The 22,242-nt window shown below is 70.3% G+C and carries 20 protein-coding genes; 11 read left to right on the forward strand and 9 right to left on the reverse strand.

From position 1 onward, the window contains the following. Window positions 1–216 precede the first annotated feature (216 nt). The 4 genes from NON22_RS06825 to NON22_RS06840 all read left to right on the forward strand — a co-directional run bounded on the left by NON22_RS06825 (window position 217) and on the right by NON22_RS06840 (window position 6,226). Window positions 217–2,775: a sensor domain-containing diguanylate cyclase gene (locus NON22_RS06825; RefSeq protein ID WP_257386179.1), complete on the forward strand. Its 2,559-nt coding sequence runs from the start codon at window positions 217–219 to the stop codon at window positions 2,773–2,775. Window positions 2,776–3,050: 275 nt separating this feature from the next. Next, window positions 3,051–4,085, forward strand: coding sequence for a bifunctional nicotinamide-nucleotide adenylyltransferase/Nudix hydroxylase (locus NON22_RS06830; protein ID WP_306673684.1), 1,035 nt, complete (start codon window positions 3,051–3,053; stop codon window positions 4,083–4,085). Window positions 4,086–4,171: 86 nt separating this feature from the next. Further along, the gene (locus NON22_RS06835) at window positions 4,172–5,587 is read left to right on the forward strand and encodes a nicotinate phosphoribosyltransferase (RefSeq protein WP_257386180.1); all 1,416 of its coding nucleotides are present in this window, start codon (window positions 4,172–4,174) and stop codon (window positions 5,585–5,587) included. A 24-nt stretch (window positions 5,588–5,611) separates the two neighbouring features. After that, on the forward strand, window positions 5,612–6,226 hold the full coding sequence (locus tag NON22_RS06840; protein ID WP_257386181.1) for an ATP-binding protein: 615 nt from the start codon (window positions 5,612–5,614) through the stop codon (window positions 6,224–6,226). A gap of 102 nt (window positions 6,227–6,328) precedes the next feature. Here NON22_RS06840 and NON22_RS06845 read toward each other — a convergent pair whose 3' ends face one another. The 3 genes from NON22_RS06845 to NON22_RS06855 form a co-directional block, all read right to left on the reverse strand. Then, the gene (locus NON22_RS06845) at window positions 6,329–6,760 is read right to left on the reverse strand and encodes a TfoX/Sxy family protein (protein ID WP_257386182.1); all 432 of its coding nucleotides are present in this window, start codon (window positions 6,758–6,760) and stop codon (window positions 6,329–6,331) included. A gap of 55 nt (window positions 6,761–6,815) precedes the next feature. Then, a complete protein-coding gene (locus NON22_RS06850; RefSeq protein WP_257386183.1) occupies window positions 6,816–7,310 on the reverse strand; it encodes a GAF domain-containing protein in 495 nt (164 codons plus the stop codon). Window positions 7,311–7,392: 82 nt separating this feature from the next. Continuing rightward, on the reverse strand, window positions 7,393–7,911 hold the full coding sequence (locus tag NON22_RS06855; RefSeq protein ID WP_257386184.1) for an RDD family protein: 519 nt from the start codon (window positions 7,909–7,911) through the stop codon (window positions 7,393–7,395). Window positions 7,912–8,081: 170 nt separating this feature from the next. Here NON22_RS06855 and bioD point away from each other — a divergent pair, with 170 nt between their 5' ends. From bioD to NON22_RS06870, 3 genes are all read left to right on the forward strand, one after another. Continuing rightward, entirely contained in the window at window positions 8,082–8,765 is a 684-nt protein-coding gene (bioD, locus tag NON22_RS06860; RefSeq protein WP_257386185.1) for a dethiobiotin synthase, read from the forward strand. 315 nt (window positions 8,766–9,080) lie between these two features. Further along, window positions 9,081–10,172, forward strand: coding sequence for an efflux RND transporter periplasmic adaptor subunit (locus NON22_RS06865; protein ID WP_257386186.1), 1,092 nt, complete (start codon window positions 9,081–9,083; stop codon window positions 10,170–10,172). A 14-nt stretch (window positions 10,173–10,186) separates the two neighbouring features. Further along, window positions 10,187–13,288, forward strand: a complete 3,102-nt coding sequence (locus NON22_RS06870; RefSeq protein WP_257386187.1) for an efflux RND transporter permease subunit — start codon at window positions 10,187–10,189, stop codon at window positions 13,286–13,288. A gap of 195 nt (window positions 13,289–13,483) precedes the next feature. Here the strand turns inward: NON22_RS06870 and NON22_RS06875 are convergent, their stop codons facing one another. Next, entirely contained in the window at window positions 13,484–14,035 is a 552-nt protein-coding gene (locus tag NON22_RS06875; protein WP_257386188.1) for a nuclear transport factor 2 family protein, read from the reverse strand. A 280-nt stretch (window positions 14,036–14,315) separates the two neighbouring features. Between NON22_RS06875 and NON22_RS06880 the strand changes: the two genes are divergently transcribed. Further along, window positions 14,316–15,422: an NADH:flavin oxidoreductase/NADH oxidase gene (locus NON22_RS06880; RefSeq protein ID WP_257386189.1), complete on the forward strand. Its 1,107-nt coding sequence runs from the start codon at window positions 14,316–14,318 to the stop codon at window positions 15,420–15,422. Window positions 15,423–15,554: 132 nt separating this feature from the next. Here the strand turns inward: NON22_RS06880 and NON22_RS06885 are convergent, their stop codons facing one another. The 3 genes from NON22_RS06885 to NON22_RS06895 all read right to left on the reverse strand — a co-directional run bounded on the left by NON22_RS06885 (window position 15,555) and on the right by NON22_RS06895 (window position 18,125). Beyond that, complete coding sequence (locus tag NON22_RS06885) at window positions 15,555–16,289, reverse strand: DsbA family protein (RefSeq protein WP_257386190.1); 735 nt, start codon at window positions 16,287–16,289, stop codon at window positions 15,555–15,557. 52 nt (window positions 16,290–16,341) lie between these two features. Then, a complete protein-coding gene (locus NON22_RS06890) occupies window positions 16,342–16,932 on the reverse strand; it encodes a DUF6151 family protein (protein WP_257386191.1) in 591 nt (196 codons plus the stop codon). A 113-nt stretch (window positions 16,933–17,045) separates the two neighbouring features. Next, window positions 17,046–18,125 (reverse strand): M28 family peptidase, encoded by a 1,080-nt coding sequence (locus NON22_RS06895; RefSeq protein WP_257386192.1) that lies wholly within the window; start codon window positions 18,123–18,125, stop codon window positions 17,046–17,048. 197 nt (window positions 18,126–18,322) lie between these two features. Here NON22_RS06895 and NON22_RS06900 point away from each other — a divergent pair, with 197 nt between their 5' ends. Next, entirely contained in the window at window positions 18,323–18,784 is a 462-nt protein-coding gene (locus NON22_RS06900; protein WP_257386193.1) for a hypothetical protein, read from the forward strand. 18 nt (window positions 18,785–18,802) lie between these two features. On the opposite strand, the gene NON22_RS06905 is transcribed toward NON22_RS06900, so the two are convergent. Beyond that, entirely contained in the window at window positions 18,803–19,744 is a 942-nt protein-coding gene (locus tag NON22_RS06905) for an MBL fold metallo-hydrolase (RefSeq protein WP_257386194.1), read from the reverse strand. A 487-nt stretch (window positions 19,745–20,231) separates the two neighbouring features. Beyond that, window positions 20,232–21,137 carry a LysR family transcriptional regulator gene (locus NON22_RS06910; RefSeq protein WP_257386195.1) on the reverse strand — a complete coding sequence of 302 codons (906 nt, stop codon included), beginning with the start codon at window positions 21,135–21,137 and terminating at the stop codon, window positions 20,232–20,234. Window positions 21,138–21,273: 136 nt separating this feature from the next. Here NON22_RS06910 and NON22_RS06915 point away from each other — a divergent pair, with 136 nt between their 5' ends. Further along, window positions 21,274–21,915: a hydrolase gene (locus tag NON22_RS06915; RefSeq protein ID WP_257386196.1), complete on the forward strand. Its 642-nt coding sequence runs from the start codon at window positions 21,274–21,276 to the stop codon at window positions 21,913–21,915. 56 nt (window positions 21,916–21,971) lie between these two features. Then, a complete protein-coding gene (locus NON22_RS06920; protein ID WP_257386197.1) occupies window positions 21,972–22,199 on the forward strand; it encodes a XapX domain-containing protein in 228 nt (75 codons plus the stop codon). Window positions 22,200–22,242: the final 43 nt, after the last annotated feature.

The raw sequence follows: 22,242 nt of genomic DNA on the forward strand, positions 1-22,242 counted from the left end.
CGGCCGCGACGCCGGCGCCACGGCCGCGCGGTGCACAGGCGGATGCGTCGCGCCGGTTGCCGCACGCCGCGACGCCTCGCGATCCGTACGTATCGGCAGCGGTTCCTTTGAGCAGCTTCCCCGGCACAATGGCGCAACGTCGACATCGTCTTAACCGCCGGGCCCGCTGCCGCGGTTACGCTGTCGCCGACCCAGCGGATTCCGACCGGGCACACGATGAAGCGAGCGCGATGGATGGGCGGTGCGCGGCCACGGCGTCTGCTGGCGGCGCTCGTGCTCGCCGCGGCCGGCGCGGCCGCCGCCGATCCGGTGCCGCGCCACGCGCTCGAGACCCGCGCGCTGGTGGAACCCGAGCGCGTCATCGCCGAGCTGCCGCCGCTGATCCAGGCCGCGCAGAAGCGCGGCGACCTGCGCGAGCTCGCGCTGCTGCAGCTGGCCCGCGCGAACGCTTGCCGCGTCGTCGCCGACTGGGACTGCCAGCGCGACGCCGGCAATCGCGCGCACGAGGCCGCGGTCGCGGCCGGCGACCCGATATTGGCCGTGCGCGGCCTGATCGCCGACAGCCGCGCGAGCTTTTCGCTGCAGGACTTCTCGCGCGGCGAACACCTGCTCGGCGAGGCGCAGCGGCAGCTCCAGCTCGCGCCCGATCCCACGCTCGAAGCCGACGTTCTGCTGGCCTATTCGTCGCTGAGCTATGCGCTCGGCCGCAATGCGCTCGCGATCGACTACGCCGACCGCGGCCTGACCGTGCTCGGCCCCGACGGCGACCGCGCCATGCGCGTGCGCCTGCTGCGCAACCGCGCGCATGCGGAGGCGCTGCTCGGCCGCGACGATACGGCGCAGCGCACGTTGACCCTGGCCCAGCAGGCGCTCGGCGACCTCGACGATCCGAAGCTGCGCGCGGAGCTGTTCCTCGAATCCGCGCGCGTGGCCCACGACCAGGGCGACATCGAGCTGCAGCGGCGCAACGGCGCGGAGATCCTCGCGCTGGCCGGCCGCCTCGAGAACGCCGAGGTCGCCGCGCAGGCGCACGAGGTGTTCGGCCTCGCCGCCGGTATGACCGACACGAAAACCGCTTCGCTCGAGCTGCATCAGGCGCTGGCCGCATTCCGCAAGCTCAACCGCGACGGCGCCGAGCTGCGCGTGCTGCGCGAGCTGATTCCGGTGGAGATCCACCGGCGCGCCGAACGCAGCGGGATCGAGGCGCTGGTCGTGCGCGAGATCGAGCTGAGCCGGCGCATCGAGCATGCCGACCGCGCGAAATCCTCGGCCGACTACGACGCGCGCCTGCGCTACGCGCAGAGCGAAGCCGAACTCGCGCGACTCAAGCAGGAAGCCGTGATCGCCGACGAGCGCGCCGCGGCGATGGCGCATACCAGCCGGCTGACCACGGCGCTGATCACCCTGGCCGGCGTCATGCTCGTCGTGCTCGCGACGTTCTTCCTGCTGCAGTGGCGCGCCAAGCAGCGCCTGCAGCTGGCCTACGAGCGCTACCGCGACAGCGAGCGGCGCTACCGCATGCTCGCCGACAACTCGCGCGACCTCGTCGTGCGCATGCGCGCCGACGGCCATCGCCTGTACATCTCGCCGTCGGCGCGCGAGCTGCTCGGCTGGGAACCCGAGGAATTGGCGGAGCCGCGCTGGGATCTCGTGCACGACGACGACCGCGGACCGCTGCGCGACGCGATCGCCGCACTCATGGCCGACGGCGGCACGGCCACGGTGACCTACCGCATGCGCCATCGCGACGGCCATTACGTCTGGATCGAGGCGCTGGCCCAGCGCGTAGCGGCGGCCGACGCCGGCGGCGGCGTCGAGATCGTCTATTCCGGCCGCGACATCACCGCGCGCGTGGAAGCCGAGCAGGCGCTCGCCGAAAGCCAGCGGCGCCTGCTCGCGGTGACCGACAACATCCCGGCGCTGATCGCCCAGTTCGACGCCGACCTGCGCTACCGCTTCGCGAACGACTATCACCGCAAGGCCTTCGGCCTCGCCCCGGCCGACCTGATCGGCATGCATCTGGCCGACGCCGGCAGCGGCGCGGCCTACGCCCACGTGCGCAGTCATGCGGAAGCCGCGCTGCGCGGCGAAACCGGGCGCTTCGAGGGCCAGATCGACCTGCACGGCCGGCACTACCATTTCCAGTCGCACTACGTGCCCGATCGCGACGAGAACGGCCGCGTGCGCGGCTTCTTCGCGCTGACCTTCGACATCACGGCGCTGAAACTGGCCGAGCAGGCGCTGGAGCGGCTCGCGCGCTTCGACAGCATGACCGGCGTGCCGAACCGGCGTCATTTCCAGGAACGCCTGGACGAGGCGCTCGCGCGTTCGCGGCGCAGCGGACGCCCGCTCGCGTTGCTCTACCTCGACATCGACCATTTCAAGCGCATCAACGACAGCCTCGGCCACGGCGTCGGCGACGAGGTCATCAACGAATTCTCGCGCCGGCTCGTCGCGAACGTGCGTCAGGAAGACATGGTCGCGCGGCTCGGCGGCGACGAATTCGTCGTGCTCGTCGAGGACGTGGCCCAGCACGCCGACATCGAGACCGTCGCGGCCAAGCTCGTCGTCGCGATGCACGACGACGTCGCGACCAGCGCCGGCCGCATACGGATCACGACCAGCGTCGGCGTCGCCGTCGGCAGCGGCCTCGTCGATCCGATCACCCTGATCGCCGTCGCCGACCAGGCGTTGTATTCGGCCAAGGGCAGCGGCCGCGACACTTACCGGCTGCGCGTGGCCAGGCCGGCCGGCGAGGAATCCGCCGGCGCCTGACGGAAGCGGCCCCGAGAAGGCTCGCGGCCGCGCCCCGACGTTCGCTCCGACCGTGCTCCGCTGCGTCCGGACCGCGATGTCGCGGTTTCGCCCGGCGAGCCCGCCGGCGACCACCGTCGTGACGCGCGCCATGGGTTGGCAGTGCCGCTGCGCACGGTTCACGCGACTGGCCGGAAATGCCCCCATGGCGCCTCTTGCGGCCACTTATGCTCATTCGTAGCATAAGACCCGTCGCGGACAGACCGCGGCATCTGCCACCGCATCGAGGGATTCTCATGCGCTTCGACTATCTGGTTTTCATCGGCCGTTTCGAGCCGTTCCACAACGGCCACCTCGCGGTACTGCGCCAGGCGCTGAACATCGCGCGGCGCGTCATCGTCCTCGTCGGCTCGGCCGGCAAGCCGCGCAGCACGCGCAATCCGTGGAACGCGAACGAGCGAGAGGTCATGATCCGCGCCGCGGCCGGCGCCGACGCCGAGCGCCTGCGCATCCAGCCGCTGGCCGACCATCTCTACAACGAAGCCGCCTGGATCGGCGCCGTGCAGCGCCAGGTCGCTGGCGCCATCGTGGCCGACGGCGCCGGCGAGAACGTGCGCACCGGCCTGATCGGCCGCGACAAGGACGCATCGGGCTACTACCTGCACGAATTTCCGCAATGGGAATTATGCAATGTGCAGCACTGCGAGGTGCTGTCGGCGACCGAGATCCGCGAGCACCTGTTCAGCGCCGACGAAGGCGGCCGGCTGCTGATCCGCGCGAACGTGCCGGCGCCCGTCGCGGCCATGCTCGACGCGTTCCGGCGCACGCCGGGCTACGCCCAGCTGGTGCGTGAGTTCACCTTCCTGCGCAATTACCGCAAGGCTTGGGAATCGGCGCCCTACCCGCCGACCTTCGTCACGGTCGACGCCGTCGTCGTGCACAGCGGCCACGTGCTGCTCGTGCGCCGCGGCGCCGAACCCGGCAAGGGCCTGTTCGCGCTGCCGGGCGGCTTCGTCGGCCAGCAGGAAACCCTGCTCGACGCCTGCCTGCGCGAGCTGCGCGAGGAAACGCGGCTCAAGCTGCCGGCGCCGGTGCTCAAGGGATCGCTCAAGGGCGAGCGCGTGTTCGACCATCCGGACCGCTCGCAGCGCGGCCGCACGATCACCCATGCGTTCCATTTCGACTTCGCCGGCGGCGAGCTGCCGCCCGTGCGCGGCGCCGACGACGCGGCCAAGGCCCATTGGCTGCCGCTGGCCGAGGCGCTGAACCTCGAAGAGCAGTTCTTCGAAGACCACCATCACATCCTGCAGCACTTCCTCGGCATGAGCTGAAGCGCGCAGCACACGTCGCGCGAGCGTCGCTTCGCGCCGGCGCCGGACAGACCGGCCGCCGTCCGTTCCGCGGAAGGAGATTCCGTATGCGTCATCTCGACAACCTCATCCTGAACACCGACAGCTACAAGGCCAGCCACTGGCTGCAGTACCCGCCGCAGACCGAGGCGACGTTCTTCTACGTCGAGTCGCGCGGCGGCGTCTACGAACGCACGGTGTTCTTCGGCCTGCAGGCCATCCTCAAGGAATACCTCGCAGTACCTGTCACCCATGCCCAGGTCGACGAGGCGCGCGATTTCTTCGCCGCCCACGGCGAGCCGTTCAACGAAGCCGGCTGGCGGCACATCGTCGACGCGCACGGCGGCCGCCTGCCGCTGCGCATACGCGCGGTGCCCGAAGGCAGCGTCGTGCCGACGCATCAGGCTCTCGTCACGATCGAGTCGACCGATCCGGCGTGCTACTGGCTGCCGTCGTATCTTGAAACCCTGCTGCTGCGCCTCTGGTATCCGGTCACCGTCGCGACGCAGAGCTGGCATCTCAAGCAGCTGATCCGCCAATACCTCGACCTGTCCTGCGACGATCCGGCCGCGCAGATCGGCTTCAAGCTGCACGACTTCGGCGCGCGCGGCGTGTCGAGCGCCGAATCGGCCGGACTCGGCGCCGCGGCGCATCTGGTCAACTTCTTCGGCACCGACACGGTGTCCGGCGTGCTGACCGCGCGCGCCTATTACGGCGAAGCGATGGCCGGCTATTCGATACCGGCCGCCGAGCATTCGACGATCACGAGCTGGGGCCGCGACCGCGAGGTCGACGCCTACCGCAACATGCTGCGCCAGTTCGCCCGGCCCGGCGCGCTCGTCGCGGTCGTCTCCGACAGCTACGACATCTACACGGCGATCCGCGAGCACTGGGGCAAGACCCTGCGCGACGACGTCGTCGCGAGCGGCGCGACGCTGGTCGTGCGCCCCGACTCGGGCGAACCGGTCGACGTCGTGCATCAGTGCCTCGTGCTGCTCGACGAGGCCTTCGGCCACACGGTCAACGCCAAGGGCTACAAGCTGCTGAAGCACGTGCGCGTGATCCAGGGCGACGGCATCAACCCGAACAGCATCCGCGCGATCCTCGAACGCGTGACCAAGGCCGGCTACAGCGCCGAAAACCTCGCGTTCGGCATGGGCGGCGCGCTGCTCCAGGGCATCAACCGCGACACGCAGAAATTCGCGCTCAAGTGCTCGGCCGCGAAGATCGCCGGACAGTGGATCGACGTGTTCAAGGCGCCGGTCACCGATCCCGGCAAGCAGTCCAAGCGCGGCCGCCTGGCCCTGCTGCGCCACCGCGAGTTCGGCAGCTGGCGCACCGTGCCGGTCGACGAAACGCTTGCACGCCCCGAAGACCACGTGCCCGAGCCCGGCTGGGACCATGCGCTCGAGACGGTCTGGGAAAACGGCGTGCTGCTGCGCGACTGGACGTTTGCGCAGGTGCGCGAGCGGAGCAACGTCTGACCTTTCGTTAGCGCGAGCGCCGTCATGAGCCGAAACGAAGCCGACATCACCGTCGTTTCCGCCGCCGCGGCGATCCGCAGCCGCGCCGACATGTATCTGGATCTGCACGATCCCGCGCTGCCGGCGCGACTCGTGCTGCAGTCCCTGTGCCATGCGATCGACGAGGCCATGGACGGCCGCTGCTCGGCCGCATCGCTGCGCGTCGCGCCGGACGGTCTGATCGAGGTGCGCTACGACGCCGGCATGCCGCTGCAAGACGACGAGTTCGCGCCCGGCCAGCCGGTCGCGCTGAGCCTGTTCAGGGTGCTGCTGGCCTGCCACTCGCGCAAGAAGCACATCGAGGTCGGCGCCGAACTCTGCGAGATCGGGCTGGCCGTGCTCAACGCGGTCTGCAGCGAACTGACCGCCGACATCGTCGAAGGCGGCCGTACGGCGCAACTGCGCTTCGCCGCGGGCGAGCTGCTGCAGGAAACCGCGCCGCAGCCTTCGGCCGGGCCGGACTGCACGCAGATCCGCTTCCGGCTCGACGCGGGCGTGTTGCCGGATGCGCGGCCCGGCGCGAATGCATTGCAGGAAGCCGTGACCACGCTGCGGCGGCGCCTGCCTCGGCTGCGCATCGAACTGCAGATCGACGGCTAGCCGCGTTGGTGCAGCTTGCGGTTCGCGCAGGTTGGAGCGAGCGCAGCGAACCGCAACATCGAGGTCTTCCTACGAAGTCTTCCCGTCGCGAAGCCTGCGGCCTCAATCGAAATCGCGAGAAGTCCCAGTGATCTCGCGCACGCCCGAGTCGCCGTCGCCGAACCCGTCGCCGTCGTCACGCGCGGGTTCCTCGGCGCCGCCGGACTCGCTCGACGAGGTGCCGTCGCGCGCGGCGCTGCGCGCGGCCGCCTTGTCCCAGCGGTTCTTGATCGGATTGGCGGTTTCGGCCGATTCGGCCGCGAGCACGAGGCTGGTCTTGACCGCTTCGGGCAGATCGGCCCAGTGGCAGTCGTCGAGCGCGCCCTGCATCGCATAGAGCAGGTTCAGGCTGGGGCGGAAGCCCGCGCGCTTGACCTTCATGAAGGTCTCGATGACGCCGACCGTACGCAGGTCCTCGAGCGTGCGCACGCCGACCTGGCGCAGCCAGGCGGCGGATTTCGGACCGACGTTGCGGATTTTCTCGTTGCTTGCCATGTAACCCCCGAAGCGTTTTCCACGCCGGCGTGCCGGCGATCCCTGAATGTTCGCGCTAGTCGCCGCGCAGCGACGCGAGGAAGACGGCGCAGAGCCGTTCCATGCCGACGCGATCGTCCTCGTCGAAGCGCGCCGGCAGCGGGCTGTCCACGTCCCAGACGCCGATCAGGCGGCCGTCGCCGTCGTACAGCGGCACGACGATCTCCGAGCGCGAGGCCGCGTCGCAGGCGATGTGCCCCGGGAACGCGTGCACGTCTTCGACGACCTGGGTCTGCCGCGTCGCCGCGGCCGTGCCGCAGACGCCCTTGCCGAGCGCGATGCGCACGCAGGCCGGCTTGCCCTGGAACGGACCGACGACGAGCTCGGTGCCGTCGAAGAAATAGAACCCGCACCAGTTCAGCCCGTCAAGGCTGTGGAACACGAGGGCGGAAAAATTCGCCGCGTTCGCGGTGCGATCGCGCTCGCCGTGCAGCAGGCCGCGCATCTGCTCGGCGAGACCCTCGTAGAGCTCGGTCTTGCCGGCGGCTTGCAGCGGTGCGAGGTCGAACATGGCGCGGGTCCGGCGAAAGGCGGACGCCTAGTGTAAACGACGCACGCCTCCGGATAGGCGCGCGTCGCCCCGCAACGATCCCTCAGTCCGCGACCACGACGCGCGTGCCGGCGATATGGTCGTGCAGGCAACGGCGGTCGGCACGAAAAATTAACAACGGGTTGATGAAAGCGACGATCGGGCCGACCACGGGGATCAAGACGACGAACTGCAGCGGGAAATAGCGCAGCGCGAGCAGACGCCAGAGCGGCGGCTTCTCGCCGGCCAGATCGACGATGCGGATCGACAGAACGCGCTTGCCCCAGGTCTGGCCGCTTTCGTGCAGCGGCCAGCCTTGCACGGCGGCGAAAACGGCCACGGCGATGCCGCCCCAGAGCAGCTGCAGGGTCCACGGCACCGCCTGACCGCTCTTGCCGGCAGCAACCGCCGCTGCGAAGTATCCGCCGAACCACTGCAGCGGCAGCGTCACGGCCAATACCAGCAAGGTATCGAGTATTGCCGCTCCCAGGCGCACGCCGCGCCCGGCGGGCTGGCCGGGGGCCGTGGACTCGGGCTCGAGAACCTGGCTGGTCGGCGACGCGTACGGATTCTGCTGTTCCATGTCGATCTCCGCGGGCTCGCCGCTACCATGCCGTTGTCGACGGCACGCGGCAAGTACGCGCAGGCGCAGCGGCTCAGGCCGCACTGGCTCGCGCGGGACCGGCCTGTCCTGCCGGCAACGCAATGCGATACTGCGCGGCCTTCCGGCCGCCGCCCTCGACGAGCACCCGCATGCCCCGCAGCGTCTTCATCACCGGCACCGACACCGGCATCGGCAAGACGCGGACCAGCGTCGCCTTGCTGCGCGCGCTGGCCGCGCGCGGCATCCGCGCCGTCGGCATGAAGCCGGTCGCCAGCGGCTGCGAGTGGCAGGACGGCCGCTGGAGCAATGAGGACGCGCGCGCGCTGATCGCCGCGTCGACGCCGCCGCCGGCCTATGCGCAGTGCAATCCGTACGCGCTGCGCGATGCGGTCGCGCCGCACCTGGCCGCGGCTGCCGAGAACGTCGACATCGCGCTGCCGCCGCTGCAGGCGGCCTATGCGCAGCTTGCCGCGAATGCCGACTGCATCGTCGTCGAGGGCGCCGGCGGCTGGGCCGTGCCGCTCGGACCGCAGCTGATGCAGGCCGACATTCCGCGCGCGCTGCGGCTGCCGGTCATCCTCGTCGTCGGCCTGCGCCTGGGATGCATCAATCACGCGCTGCTCAGCGCGCAGGCGATCCGCGCCGACGGCTGCGAGCTGCTCGGCTGGATCGGCAATGCGATCGATCCAGACCAGCCGCTGCAGTCCGATAACGTCGCGACCTTGCGCGAACGCCTAGCCGCACCGTGCCTGGGCCTGCTGCCGCACGGCCTCGATTCGAGCTCCGGCGACGCGCTGGACGCCGCCGTCGCCACACTGACCGCAACGGCTTGACCCCGCCGGCGCGCACATCGGATCGGCAGAACCCGATCGACGCGCCGCCGATCCACGCGCGCCGGCGCCGGCAATCAGGGCGGATTCTCTACCGTTGCGTGACAGGCGCGCGCTCACGATCGCGTCGCAGCCGCTGCGACGCGGACACCGTGCAATCGGCCGCGCCGTCAACCCGTAATTGCCGCAATGGCGGCACGACTTCCGGCATGCGCCGCATCGCCGGCCACACACAATACTGCGTCGTTCGGAACCACCATCCTGTCGCGGCGTCTCGGGGGCGCCGTCACGGAAGATCTCGCTTCGCCGGAGCCCGTCATGCTGCGCACCGTACGCCCTGTCCGCGTTTCCTTGTCCGTGCTCGCATTGAGCATTGCCGCCGCCGTGTCGACGACGGCGCACACCCAGGGCCCGCCGGGCCAGGAAATGCCGCCGACCACGGTCGAAGCGGCCAGGCCGCGCGTCGAATCGATCAGCGAGACACTCGCCGCCGTCGGCACCTTGCGCGCCGACGAGGCCGTGACGATCCGGCCCGAACTCGCCGGCCGCATCGAGGCCGTGCTGTTCGACGAAGGCCAGAAAGTGAACAAGGGCGCACCGCTGTTCCGCCTCGACGCGAGCCTGGTCCAGGCCGATGTCGCCGAAGCCGAAGCCAACTCGGCCAACAGCAGCCGCGAGCTCAAGCGCGCGCAGGAGCTGTCCGAACGCAAGCTCATCGCACCGGCCGATGTCGACACCAAGCGCGCCCAGGCCAAGGTCGACGACGCCAAGCTCGCATCCAGCCGCACGCGCCTGGGCAAGACCGAGATCCGCGCGCCGTTCACCGGCACCGCCGGCCTGCGCCGGGTCAGTCCCGGCGAGTACGTCAACATCGGCGATGCGCTGGTGGATTTCGTCGCGCGCGACACGCTCAAGCTCGACTTCAGCCTGCCCGAGGTCTACCTCGGCCGCTTCCAGGCGGGCCAGAAGATCACGCTCGGCGTCGACGCGCAGGGCGCGCGGCGCTTCGACGGCGAGGTCTACGCCATCGCGCCGCAGGTCGACCTCGCGACACGCTCGGTGACCCTGCGCGCCCGCGTGCCGAACGTCGACGGCCTGCTGTTTCCGGGCCAGTTCGCCAAGGTGTCGCTGGAGATCGGTTCGCGCGACAACGCGCTGCTGGTGCCGGAACAGGCGCTGTGGCCGCAGGGCGACAAGCAGCAGGTCTACGTGATCCGCGACGGCAAGGCCGAGCTCGTGGAAGTGAAGACCGGCCTGCGCAAGCCCGGCCTCGTCGAGATCGTCAGCGGCATCGGCCCGAACGACGAAGTCATCAGCGCCGGCCAGATGAAGATCGGTCCGGGCGCCAAGGTGCAGACCGCGCCGCCCGCCGCTCGGCCGGCTGCGGCGCAGCCGGCGCCGGCGCATTGAGGTAGACAGCCGCCATGGTCCTTTCCGACATCTCGATCCGCCGTCCGGTATTCGCGACGGTGGTCAACCTCGTGATCCTGCTCGTCGGCGTCATCTGCTACGAGCGTCTCGCCGTGCGCCTGATTCCGAAGGTCGACACGCCGGTCGTCAACGTCGCGACCTCGTACCCGGGCGCCAGCGCCCAGGTCGTCGAATCGCAGATCACCACGCCGATCGAAGAACAGCTCTCGGGCATCGAAGGCATCGACTACATCCAGTCGGTGTCGCGCGAGGAGTCCTCGCAGATCACCGTGCGCTTCCGCCTCGACCGCGATCCGGATTCCGCCGCGGCCGACGTGCGCGACCGCGTCGCGCTCGCGCGCGACTTCCTGCCGCAGGAAGCGCGCGAGCCCGTCGTGCAGAAGCAGGAGGCCGACGCGCAGCCGATCATCTATCTCGCGTTCTCCTCCGACCGCCACAGCGAACTCGAGATCGCCGACTTCGCCGACCGCCTCGTCAAGGACCGCGTGCAGAACATCGCCGGCGTGGCCCAGGCCCAGGTCTACGGCAACAAGTACGCGATGCGCCTGTGGCTGGATCCGGCGCGGCTGGCCGCCTATGCGATGACGCCGGCCGACGTCGAGGCCGCGCTGCGCAAGCAGAACGTCGAGATCCCGGCCGGCCGCATCGAGAGCCACCAGCGCGAGTTCGCGGTGCTGTCGGAAACCGATCTGAAGACGCCCGAGCAGTTCGGCGCGATCGTGCTGCGCACCGGCGCCGACGGCTATGCGGTGCGCGTGCGCGACATCGCGCGCGTCGAGCTCGGCGCCGACCAGTCGCGCTTCCGCGCGCGCTACAACGGCCGCAACGCCGTGCCGCTCGGCGTGGTCAAGCAGGCCACGGCCAACCCGCTCGCGATCTCCGAAGGCCTGCACAAGCTGCTGCCCGAGATCACGCGCACCCTGCCCGAAGGCATGAAGGTCGAGATCGCGTACGACTCGACGATCTTCATCGACCGCTCGATCAGCGAGGTCTACAAGACCATCGCCGAGGCCATGCTGCTCGTCGTCATCGTGATCTTCCTGTTCCTGCGCTCGGCACGCGCGACCCTGATTCCGATCGTCACGATCCCGGTCTCGCTGATCGGCGCGTTCGCCGTGATGTACATGCTCGGCTTCTCGATCAACACCCTGACCCTGCTCGCGATGGTGCTCGCGATCGGCCTCGTCGTCGACGACGCGATCGTCATGCTCGAGAACATCTACCGCCACATCGAGGAAGGCATGCCGCCGATGCAGGCGGCGCTGAAGGGATCCAGGGAGATCGGCTTCGCGATCGTCGCGATGACCCTGACCCTGGCCGCGGTCTACATGCCGCTGGTGTTCTCGGCCGGACGCACGGGCCGCCTGTTCATCGAGTTCGCGCTGACCCTCGCGGGCGCCGTGCTCGTGTCGGGCTTCACCGCGCTGACTCTGTCGCCGATGATGTGCTCGCGCCTGCTCAAGCACAGCACCTCGCACGGCAAGGCCTACGAGTTCGGCGAGAAGGTGCTCAACGGCCTGCAGGACCGCTACGAGCGCACCCTGCGCTGGAGCCAGCCGCACCGCAACCTCGTGTTCGGCGCCGCCGGCGTCGTGTTCCTCGGCCTCGCCGGCATCTTCGTGTTCAAGCTGCTGCCGAGCGAGCTCGCGCCGCAGGAAGACCAGGGCCTCGTCATCGGCTTCGGCGTCGCGCCCGAGGGCTCCACCCCCGAATACACCGACGGCTACGCGCGCCAGATGGAAGCGACGTTCGCGAAGCTCGACGGCGTCGACCGCTATTTCCAGATCGTCGGCTTCCCGACCGTGACCCAGACCATCGGCTTCGTCGGCCTCAAGGACTGGTCCGAACGCAGCCAGCCGGCCAGCGCGTACCAGGGCATGCTGTTCCCGCAGTTCATGAACATCGCGGGCATCATGGCCTTCCCGGTGCTGCCGCCGCCGCTCGGCGCCGACGATTTCGGCCAGCCGGTCTCGTTCATCGTGCAGACCACGGGCACCTGGGAAGACCTCGAGAAGATCAGCGACGGCCTGCTCGCGAAGATCCGCGCCAACCCGAAGCTGACCAATCCCGACACCGACCTCAAGCTCAACAAGCCGCAGCTGCGCATCGACATGGACCGCGACAAGGTGGCCGCGGTCGGCGCCAGCGTCGACGACGTCGGGCGCACGCTCGAAAGCCTGCTCGGCGGCCGCCAGGTCACACGCTTCAAGCGCGGCTCGGAGCAGTACGACGTCATCGTGCAGGTCGACAGCGAAGGCCGCCGCGTGCCCGAGCAGCTCAGCAGCATCTACGTGCGCGGCGCCGACGGCGGCATGGTGCAGATGGCCAACCTCGTCAGTGCGAACGAAGCGGTCGCGGCCAAGGAGCTCAACCACTTCAACCGCCTGCGCTCGGCCACGATCAGCGCCGGCCTCGCGCCGGGCTACAGCATGGGTGAGGCGCTGGACTGGCTGTCGACCGCGGCCAAGGAAGTCGCCGCCGACGCGCAGTACGACTTCAGCGGCCAGTCGCGCGAATTCCGCGAATCCTCCAGCGCGTTCGCGCTGATCCTGCTGCTCGCGCTCGCGTTCATCTACCTCGTGCTCGCCGCGCAGTTCGAGAGCTGGGTCGATCCGCTGATCATCCTGTTCTCGGTGCCGCTGGCCGCGTTCGGCGGCCTGGCCTGCCTCGTCGTAGTGAACTGGGTCGCCGCGCTCGGGCTGACCCACCAGGCTGGCAGCTGGAACATCTACACGCAGATCGGCCTCGTCACGCTCGTCGGCCTGATCGCCAAGCACGGCATCATGATCGTGGAATTCGCCAACCAGCTGCAGGAACGCGGCCTGGACAAGAGCAAGGCCGCGTTCGAGGCCGCGCGCCTGCGCCTGCGCCCTATCCTCATGACCACCGGCGCCATGGTGCTCGGCGCGCTGCCGCTCGCAATCGCGTCCGGCGCCGGCGCCGAGGCGCGCCACCAGATCGGCTGGGTCATCGTCGGCGGCATGAGCTTCGGCACCCTGCTGACCCTGTTCGTCGTGCCGCTGGTCTACACCCTGCTCGCACGCAAGCACGTGCCGCAGGAAGCCGTCGACGGCGAGGCCGTCGCGGCGCATTGACCCTCATCGCCCCCGCGGGCGCGACGAGCGCGCGGGGGCCGCTGCCTGCCCTTGCCCCCGGCAATCGGGGCCTGTGCAATTCACCGCGCGCCTGGCTCAAACGCGGCGATCCTGATCCGCAAGATCCGTAAGTCGTGCCAAGCGCAGCGATGCGCAACGTCGCGTTGCCGGGACCGGCGAGTCCTGAGGCTGGCGCTACTCGCCGGGGTTCGCCGACGACGCCTTCGTCGCCGACAACTCCGCTTTCTCGGCGTCCGTCAGCGGCCGGTGTCCGAAGCTGACGACGCGCGTCATCTGCCACGCGTCGCCGTCCTGCTTCCAGATCATCAGGAATTTCGCGCTGCCTTCGCAGCGGCCCGTGGCGAGTTCGCAGAAGCGGTGCTCCCCTTCCTCGACGGCGCCGTAGTCCTTGATCGGATAGATGCGCAGGGTCGCCGGCAGCAGCTCGCGGCGCACCTTGCCGCAGATGTATTGCCGCGTGTTGGCGACGACGGTATCGCGGTCGAAGGTCGCGCCGGCCTTGTCGTGATAGAACTCGACGTCGGGCGTGAACAGCGTGGTGAACGTGGCGAGGTCGCAGGCGTTGTAGGCGTCGAACAGCTTGCGATCCAGCGCCGTCACGGTAGCGGTCAGCGCCGCGTCGGCCGTGCCGTCGTCGGCGGCGCCGGCCGCGGCCGGCAGCGGCGCCAGTGCGAGAACGGCGCAGGACAGTTTCAGGAAACGGGTGGATGCCGTCGTCGTGCTCATGTGCGGTCCTGTCGGTGGGAGTGAAGAGCCGCGGCGATCCCGAGGCCTGGCGACAGTGATCCGGCACGGAGCCGTGCGGTTGCAGTCAGCACGGCATTCTCTGCAAGCATGCGGCAGGATCGCCGCGATTCCGGTGCGCCGTAGGGTCGCGTGGCGCAGACCGCCGCGCGCAAAGCAGCGCGGCGCGCGGTAGCGCACGCGATGTCCCGGCGACCATCGTCGGATCGAATCCGTTCCGGCGCGCCCGGATAATGCGGCGACCTCCCGCCGGAGCCTCGCCATGCCCGCGCCCAAACTGTTCGAGCCGCTGACCCTGGGCTCGCTCGCCCTGGCCAATCGCATCGTCATCGCGCCGATGTGCCAGTACTCGGCCGAGAATGGCCGCATGACGGACTGGCACACGATCCATCTCGGCCAGCTCGCCCTGTCGGGCGCGGCGCTGCTGACGATCGAAGCGACGGCCGTGCTGCCCGAAGGCCGCATCAGCTACGCCGACGTCGGACTCTGGGACGATGCGACCGAAGCCGCGCTCGCGAAAACGCTGGCCGCCGTGCGGCGCTGGTCGGACATGCCGATCGCGATCCAGCTCGGACACGCGGGCCGCAAGGCCTCCACCGATCTGCCCTGGCGCGGCGGCGGGCCGATCGCCGCGGACCACGCCGACGGCTGGCAGACCGTCGCACCGTCGGCGCTGCCGTTCAGTCCGCGGCATCCGGCGCCGGCCGCGCTCGATGCCGACGGCCTGCAGCGCATCCGCGACGCGTTCGCCGCGGCCGCGCGGCGCGCGGCGCGACTGGATCTCGCGGCCGTGCAGGTGCATGCGGCGCACGGTTATCTGCTGCACCAGTTCCTGTCGCCGCTGAGCAACCAGCGCGAGGACGCGTACGGCGGCAACCTCGACAACCGGCTGCGCTTCCCGCTCGAGGTCTTCGACGCCGTGCGCGCGGCGTTTCCGGCCGAGCGCCCCGTGACCGTCCGCGTGTCCGGCACGGACTGGGTGCCCGGCGGCTGGGGCATCGACGACACCGTCGCGTTCGCGCAGGCGCTCGAACGCCGCGGCTGCAGCGCGATCCACGTTTCCAGCGGCGGCGTCGATCCGGCGCAGGCGATTCCGGTCGCACCGGGCTATCAGGTGCCGCTCGCGCGCGCGGTCAAGGCCGCCGTGAACATGCCCGTCGTCGCCGTCGGCCTGATCACCGAACCCGAACACGCCGAGGCCATCGTCGCGAACGGCGACGCCGACCTCGTCGCGCTCGCCCGCGCGATGCTCTACGACCCGCGCTGGCCCTGGCACGCCGCCGCACAGCTAGGCGCCGCGGTCAAGGCGCCCGATCAATACCTGCGCTGCCAGCCGCGGCAGTTTCCGAGTCTGTTTGCGGCGAAGTAGCGGGATCGGTTTCAGCGAACGGCGCGATATCGCAGCGACGCCGAAGTACACCGCTGCGCGACAGCGCGAGCGACGGCGGACACGCGCGCGACCGCGCCGCCTCGCTGCATCGGCCGCCCGCTCCGGCGCCGCTCAGCAGTCGCCGCCGCCCGGCGCGCAGAACGGCGCCGTACCGGTTTCGGCCGGCAGCACCGATGCCAGCGCAACGGCGAGCTGCGCACGCCAGTCGTCGACGCGGCCGAGAAAGCGGCCGATGTCGATCCGCTGCGGCGCCTCGCCGGCGAGCGACAGCGCGACGGTCGGGAAACCCTGTCCGCCGACCCGCTGCAGCAGGCGCCGGCTCGCGGCGATGTGCGCCTGCGCGATCGCGCCGGCCATCTGCCGGCAGGCGTCGGCGAACGCCGTCGCGGCATAGCCGAGCTCCACGGCGAGCTCCGTGAGCACGACCGGATCGGCGATGCGCAGCCCTTCGACGTAGTGGGCGCGCTGCAGGCGTTCGAGCAGCGCAAGGCCGGCGCGGCCGGCGCCGCCGGCGAGCACGCGGGCGGCGAGCACTGCGCTGATCGGCGGTTCCGAATCGAGCACGTACGCGGTATCGCACAGCAGGCCGTCCGTGTAGGCGGCGCCGAACGGCTGGCCCGTGAGCTCGGCGATGCGCCGGTCGTGCGGCAGCACGTAGTCGCGCCATTGCGGCGTGATGGCCCGGCGGTGCTCGCCGACGAGCAGGCCGCCCGCATGCAGTTCGATCGCGAGGCCGGCGATGTCCGCGGCCGCGTGAATCAGCGGCGCCGCGGCGTAACACCAGCCGCAAAGCGGATCGTAGATGTAGTGCAGGCGCGGCGACACCGCCGTCGTATTCGTCGTCATGGCAACTCGCGACCGTCGGTCGCGCCCTTGAATGAATGGGATTCCTGCGGCATCAGCCGTACAGACTGCGGCGCTGCTCCGGCGTGAGCACCAGCGGCGCGACGACGGGGCGGCCGCTGCCGCGCTCGAAGAACGGATTGTCGCGATACCTGCCGCTGACTCGCGCCGCGACGACGTTGCGCAGGATCCGGAGCATGCCGGCTACCGTCGCCCACGGTGTCGCGGCGACCGTGCCCGTGGCCGAAGCCGTGTTCAGCGCGATGCGCGCGGGGCCGAACGCCGCGTCGCGCGCCGCAGCCGATTCCGGCAAGGAGTCGTACACGATGCCGACGTACGGCAGGGCCGGGTCGCGCGGTGTGTTCGCGAGCGGCGTGTTGCAGCAGCCCGCATACCAGCGCAGCAGTCCTTTCTCGCTCAGCGACATGCAGCGCAGTTCCTCGACGCCGCGCGTGAAGCGCAGCCGATGCGGACTCGTCGCGACGATGTCGGTGCCGCCGTAGCGGTCCAAGGTGAGCTGGGCCCGGCCGAGGAAACGCGCGAACGCCTGGCAGTCGCGGCAATAGCAGACTGCACGCGCCGCGCGCTGCGGTTCGGCCAGGGTGGCTTGCACGTTGCCGCAGCGGCAACGCAGCGGAAATTCCATGGTTGCGGCTCGCGGCGACGCCGAGGTCGGATGCCGCATCAGAACACCGGCGGCGCGCCGCGGCAACGTCCGCCGCCGGCCGAGCCGGCTGCGGCAATCGCGAAGTCGCGCCGTCAGCCGCCGCCGGACCGAGCGATCGCAGGAGGTCGCTCAGCGACGGACGGCGAGCCGCCGCTGCCGACCGCCGTACCGCGCGTCACCGCAAACACGGCCTGCACGACCTTGGCCATGCGTACGTAGTCGAGCGACTCGGCCGTGTCTTCGGCGCGGTGGTAATGTGGATTCCGCAGGAAGCCGGTGTCGGTGATCATCAGCGCGGGATAGCCTTCGCGCCAGTAGTTCAGGTGGTCGGAGAAATCGATGCCCTGCAGCAGCGCCGGGGCGTTGATCGACTGCACGGGCAGATCGCTTGCGCCTGCCATGCGCGCCTTCACGCGACGCATCAGGCCGAAATCGCCGAATCGCCCGGCGACGAGCACGAAATCGCCGCGGTCGGGATACAGCGCATCGAGGCCGCGGAAGGGATAGCCCTGACTGCCCGGTTCGTCGCGGAAATAGCCGACCATTTCGAGCGACAGCATCAGCTCGACCGGACGTGAGGCTGCCTTCAGCGCGCGCGCATGCCAGGCGCTGCCCATGTGCCCGGTGCGGAAATACGGCGGCTCTTCGAGCGTGTACGCGACGAGTTCCACCGGCCGCGCCGGCGGGTGTCGTCCGAGCAGTCGCGCGAGCGCCAGCAGCGCAGCCGTGCCGCTCGCGTTGTCGTCGGCGCCCGGCGTGTGCGTGGCCGGCGTCGCGTCCCCACCGTGGCGCGCGGCCTGCTGCACGTCGCCGTGCGAATCGTAATGCGCGCCGATCACGAGCACGGCGCCGTCCTCGGGACCGTAGCGGGCGATGAGGTTGCGATAGGTCACGCCTTCGGCCTCGACCGGCTGTTCGGTCACGCGGCCGCCGCTGTGGCGCAACTCCGCGAGGATGAATCGCGCGCTGCGATCGAGGTTTTCGACCTGGTCATAGCTGCGCGGATACAGATCGACCGACAGGTACCGGACGTCGGCCTGCAGGCGCGCGGCGTCGACGGCGGGCGGCGACGACGGCACGGGCGCCACCCACGGCTGCACGACCGTCGCGACGATCGCGCACGGCAGTCCGACTACGACCATCGCAGACAGCGCGAGTCGACGTCGCTTCATCGCTCCTCTCTGCCGTGCCGGAAACCCGCGAGCGTGCCGGCGCCGCGGGCCGGCACGGTGGCGGCGATCTGGCGAATTCGCGACGGCGTCGCGGCGCCGCTTCGGCCGGCCGCGTTCGCCGGCGGCCCGCGCCGTCGTTTCGCAAGAGTCACAACCGGTCCCTTCGCCGCATGCCGCCCCGCGTCATCGTCCAATCCGTGCAGATCGTCTGGACCAAGGCCACGCGCGGCGCGCCGCGCGCGAACGAACGTGCGGCCTTGCCGCGTGCGTTCGCGACGGCGCCGTCGGAGGCGCGGTACACGCACGACCGCTACACGATGGCCGAGCAGGAGGCGTTCCGCCTCGTGCATGCGCGCAAGGTGAGCGACGTGCTGCCGGCCGGCGACGCCGGGCTGCTGCTGCAGGTCGACGGCGACCGGCTGGTCGTCGGTCTGCGCGCGACCTCGGGGCGACCGCTGCGCCACGGGCGCCGCGCGCTCGCACGGCTCGCCTGCGGCGACCATGCGCGGCTGCGCTTCAACGCGCGCTTCGCGAGCTATTCGGGCCAGTACTACACCGAGACGATCTTCCACGTCGGCTTCGGCGAGCGCTGGCCCAGGAACCGCTTCGTCGACGCGCGGCCCGAGCACGACGTGGACTGGATGGCGGATCTGTTCTGAGGTGCGTCCGCGTTGCCGTCACCGGGCCGTGTCGACGACGCGCCAGGCGTAGTGGTCGCCGTCCTTTTCCACGCGGCCTATGCCCGGGAAGGCCAGATGCGCGCCGCCGACCCAGTAGCCGTGCTTCGCCGCATCGGCGTAGCGGCGCAGCCGTTCGGCGCGGGCCTCGGCCGGCACGCTGTCGAACCGTATCGTCACGGCCGGGTCGGCGAACTGCACGGCGCCGACGTGCACGACGTCGCCCCAGAGCAACAGGGTCTGCTTGCCGCTGCGCACGCGGAATGCCGTATGTCCGGCGGTATGGCCGTGCGAGGCGACCGCGTCGATGCCGTCCGTGACGCGCGTGCCGGCGCGGAACGTCTTCAGGCGGCCCTGCGCCTGGTACGGCTGCAGCGCGGCGGCCGCGGCGTCGAAAGCGCCTTTGACGTTGTCGTCGACGCGCGCCGCATTGGCCTTGTCCAGCCAGAACGCCGACTCGTCCGCATCGACGTGCACGACGGCGTTCGGAAACGCCGCGCGTCCTTCGACGCTGAGGCCGCCGCTGTGATCCGGGTGCAGGTGCGTGATCAGCACGTCGTCGATCTGCTCGGGTGCATAGCCGGCTGCACGCAGATGCTGCTGCACCTGGCCGAGCCCGGGTCCGAGCAGGCTGCCGGCGCCCGCGTCGACGAGCACGCGGCGGCGGCCGGTGTCGACGAGATAGGCGTTGACCGACGTCGGCACGGTGCTCGGCAGGCCGGCCTGCGCCAGCAGCTCGACCGCGCGGCCCGGTGTGTCCTCGACGAGCAGCCTGTCGGTCGGCAGGTCGAAGTTGCCGTCGGACAGCGCGACGACGGTGAACGCGCCGAACGGAATGCGCCGGAAACCGGCCGCCGGTTCGGCGGCCGTCGCGGCGGCGGACAGCGCAAGGCACAGCAGGAACGACGTGACGCGGGCCGACACGGCAGCGGTGAAAATCATCTCGAATCTCCAACGAACGACGACGGGCATTCCGCCGCGATCGCTCGCGGTCGCGGCGGACGAAACAGGATCGGCAGCGCGGCGCGCGCGCGCGGCGCCATCGAGGCACTGTCCGGAATATCGCCGGCGCCGGCAACGACATTCGTGCTCGTTCGCGGCCACGCTGCCCGATGCCGCCCGCTCCGCATGAGCACGATGTTCCTAGGCGCACGCTGTTCGCGATCGGCAGCCTAGCTTCCCCGATGGGCAGTTTCGCGATCACCCGAACGGGTAGGCGCCTTGCCCGCGTGACGACGCCGACGCGAGCGATGCCGCCTCCGTCCGGCATGGCGCAACGAACGGAACGCTTTTCATGGACAGCCAACATCAGGTCCTGCGTCCACGCATCCGGCAGGACGGCAATCCGCCCGACCGCGTCCGCCGATGCGTTTCCAGCGCGCTGCCGCCGCCGTCGGCGCACTGCCGCGTCCTGCCGCCCGACGCGTCGTCAGCGCGGCGCGGCAGCCGCCTCCGGCGCGAGCTCGGCGACGAGGAAATCGATGAACGCGCGCGTCTTCTGCGGCAGCCGGCGCAGCTGCGGATAGACTGCGTTGACGCTGATCGGCGGCGCCTTCCAGTCGTCGAGCAACGTCTGCAGACGGCCGGCGGCCAGCGCGCCGTCGACGATGAAGGTCGGCAGCAATGCGATGCCGAGGCCGGCTTCGGCCGCGGCCGCGAGCACATCGCCGTTGTTCGCATGCAGCGGACCGCTCGTCGCGATGTGGCGGGTTTCCGCGCCGCGCGACAAGGTCAGGCTGACGCCGCTCTGCAGATAGCCGTAGCCGAGGAACGCCTGTTCGGCGAGATCCTCGGGGCGCTGCGGCACGCCGGCGCGCTGCAGATACGCGGGTGCAGCCACGAGCACGCGCGGCGCCGGCGCGATGCGGCGCGCGATCAGCGAGGAATCGGCGAGGCTCGCAATGCGCAGGGTCACGTCGAAGCCGCCGCGCACGGGATCTTCCTGCTGATCGCTGAGCACGAGCTGCAGCTCGATCTGCGGATGCAGCGCATGGAAGCGCGGCAGCAGCGGTCCGAGCCTGCGCACGCCGAAGGACATCGGCGCGTTGACGCGCAGGGTGCCGCGCAATTCGCCGCTGCCGCTGCGCGCGCGCTGCTCGGCCTCCTCGATCGCGGCGAGCACGTCGAGCGTGGCCTCGAAGTAGTCGCTGCCGGCGTCGGTCAGGCGCAGGCTGCGCGTCGTGCGGATCAGCAGCTGCACGCCGATCGCGTCCTCGAGCGCCTGGATCTGCTTGCTGACCGTGGAGCGCGGCAGGTCCAGCGCGCGCGCGGCGGCGGCGAAGCCGTTGTGGCGCACGGTCTCGACGAACGCGCGCATGCAGTCGACCCTGTCCATATTGTCACCAAAAAAGAATCAAAGTGTCCGCAGTTTAGGTGATTGTCGCCAGGCTTGGCGCAATCCAGACTCACTCCACCCCGCCGCGAACCCCGCCGGCGCCGCCCCCAACCACCGCCACGCAACGGAGACCGCCATGTCCAAGCTCGAACTGCTGAACCCGACCAATTCGGCCCTGATCCTGATCGACCACCAGCCGCAGATGTCCTTCGGCGTACAGTCCATCGACCGCCAGACCCTCAAGAACAACACCGTCGCGCTGGCCAGGACCGCCAAGGCCTTCGGCGTGCCGACCGTGCTGACCTCGGTCGAGACCGAGAGCTTCAGCGGCTACATCTGGCCGGAGCTGCTGGCCGTGTTTCCCGACCACACGCCGGTCGAGCGCAGCTCGATGAACTCCTGGGAGGACGACAAGCTCGTCGCCGCGGTCAAGGCCACCGGCCGCAAGAAGCTGATCATGGCGGCGTTGTGGACCGAGGTCTGTCTGAACTTCCCGGTGCTCGGCGCGCTGCAGGACGGCTACGAGGTCTACATCGTGACGGATGCGTCCGGCGGCACCACGCAGGAAGCGCACGACATGTCCATCCAGCGCATGATCCAGGCCGGCGCGATTCCGGTGACCTGGCAGCAGGTGCTGCTCGAGTACCAGCGCGACTGGTCGCGCAAGGGCACCTACGACGCCGTCATGGACATCGTGCGCGAGCACAGCGGCGCCTACGGCATGGGCGTGGACTACGCCTACACGATGGTGCACAAGGCGCCGCAGCGCAAAGCGTGAGCGTCGCAGGCCGGGCGCCGCGGCGCCCGGCCGTTCCGCACTACCGGAGAACGGCCATGAGCTTCCTGATTTCCCTCGCCGTGGGCTTCGCGTTCGGCGCCGGCTACGCGCTGCTCGGCGTGCGCTCGCCGGCGCCGCCGCTCGTCGCGCTGGCCGGCCTGCTCGGCATTCTCGCCGGCGAGCACTTCATACCCTGGGCGCGGCAGCAGTGGCCGGCGACCGTCGTCGCGGAACACCGGGCGCCGCCCGAGGCCGGCGGCGACAGGCCGGAGCCGCGGCCATGAAGCCGTCCATCCCGCCCGCCGGCGACGAACGCCGCCGGCTGCT

The sequence above is a fragment of the Tahibacter caeni genome (assembly GCF_024609805.1).
Taxonomy (GTDB): Bacteria; Pseudomonadota; Gammaproteobacteria; order Xanthomonadales; family Rhodanobacteraceae; genus Tahibacter; species Tahibacter caeni.

Coding starts and splice junctions, on each gene's coding strand:
- NON22_RS06825 (WP_257386179.1), top strand. CDS start 217: ATGAAGCGAGCGCGATGGATGGGCGGTGCGCGGCCACGGCGTCTGCTG.
- NON22_RS06830 (WP_306673684.1), top strand. CDS start 3,051: ATGCGCTTCGACTATCTGGTTTTCATCGGCCGTTTCGAGCCGTTCCAC.
- NON22_RS06835 (WP_257386180.1), top strand. CDS start 4,172: ATGCGTCATCTCGACAACCTCATCCTGAACACCGACAGCTACAAGGCC.
- NON22_RS06840 (WP_257386181.1), top strand. CDS start 5,612: ATGAGCCGAAACGAAGCCGACATCACCGTCGTTTCCGCCGCCGCGGCG.
- NON22_RS06845 (WP_257386182.1), bottom strand. CDS start 6,760: ATGGCAAGCAACGAGAAAATCCGCAACGTCGGTCCGAAATCCGCCGCC.
- NON22_RS06850 (WP_257386183.1), bottom strand. CDS start 7,310: ATGTTCGACCTCGCACCGCTGCAAGCCGCCGGCAAGACCGAGCTCTAC.
- NON22_RS06855 (WP_257386184.1), bottom strand. CDS start 7,911: ATGGAACAGCAGAATCCGTACGCGTCGCCGACCAGCCAGGTTCTCGAG.
- bioD (WP_257386185.1), top strand. CDS start 8,082: ATGCCCCGCAGCGTCTTCATCACCGGCACCGACACCGGCATCGGCAAG.
- NON22_RS06865 (WP_257386186.1), top strand. CDS start 9,081: ATGCTGCGCACCGTACGCCCTGTCCGCGTTTCCTTGTCCGTGCTCGCA.
- NON22_RS06870 (WP_257386187.1), top strand. CDS start 10,187: ATGGTCCTTTCCGACATCTCGATCCGCCGTCCGGTATTCGCGACGGTG.
- NON22_RS06875 (WP_257386188.1), bottom strand. CDS start 14,035: ATGAGCACGACGACGGCATCCACCCGTTTCCTGAAACTGTCCTGCGCC.
- NON22_RS06880 (WP_257386189.1), top strand. CDS start 14,316: ATGCCCGCGCCCAAACTGTTCGAGCCGCTGACCCTGGGCTCGCTCGCC.
- NON22_RS06885 (WP_257386190.1), bottom strand. CDS start 16,289: ATGACGACGAATACGACGGCGGTGTCGCCGCGCCTGCACTACATCTAC.
- NON22_RS06890 (WP_257386191.1), bottom strand. CDS start 16,932: ATGGAATTTCCGCTGCGTTGCCGCTGCGGCAACGTGCAAGCCACCCTG.
- NON22_RS06895 (WP_257386192.1), bottom strand. CDS start 18,125: ATGAAGCGACGTCGACTCGCGCTGTCTGCGATGGTCGTAGTCGGACTG.
- NON22_RS06905 (WP_257386194.1), bottom strand. CDS start 19,744: ATGATTTTCACCGCTGCCGTGTCGGCCCGCGTCACGTCGTTCCTGCTG.
- NON22_RS06910 (WP_257386195.1), bottom strand. CDS start 21,137: ATGGACAGGGTCGACTGCATGCGCGCGTTCGTCGAGACCGTGCGCCAC.
- NON22_RS06915 (WP_257386196.1), top strand. CDS start 21,274: ATGTCCAAGCTCGAACTGCTGAACCCGACCAATTCGGCCCTGATCCTG.
- NON22_RS06920 (WP_257386197.1), top strand. CDS start 21,972: ATGAGCTTCCTGATTTCCCTCGCCGTGGGCTTCGCGTTCGGCGCCGGC.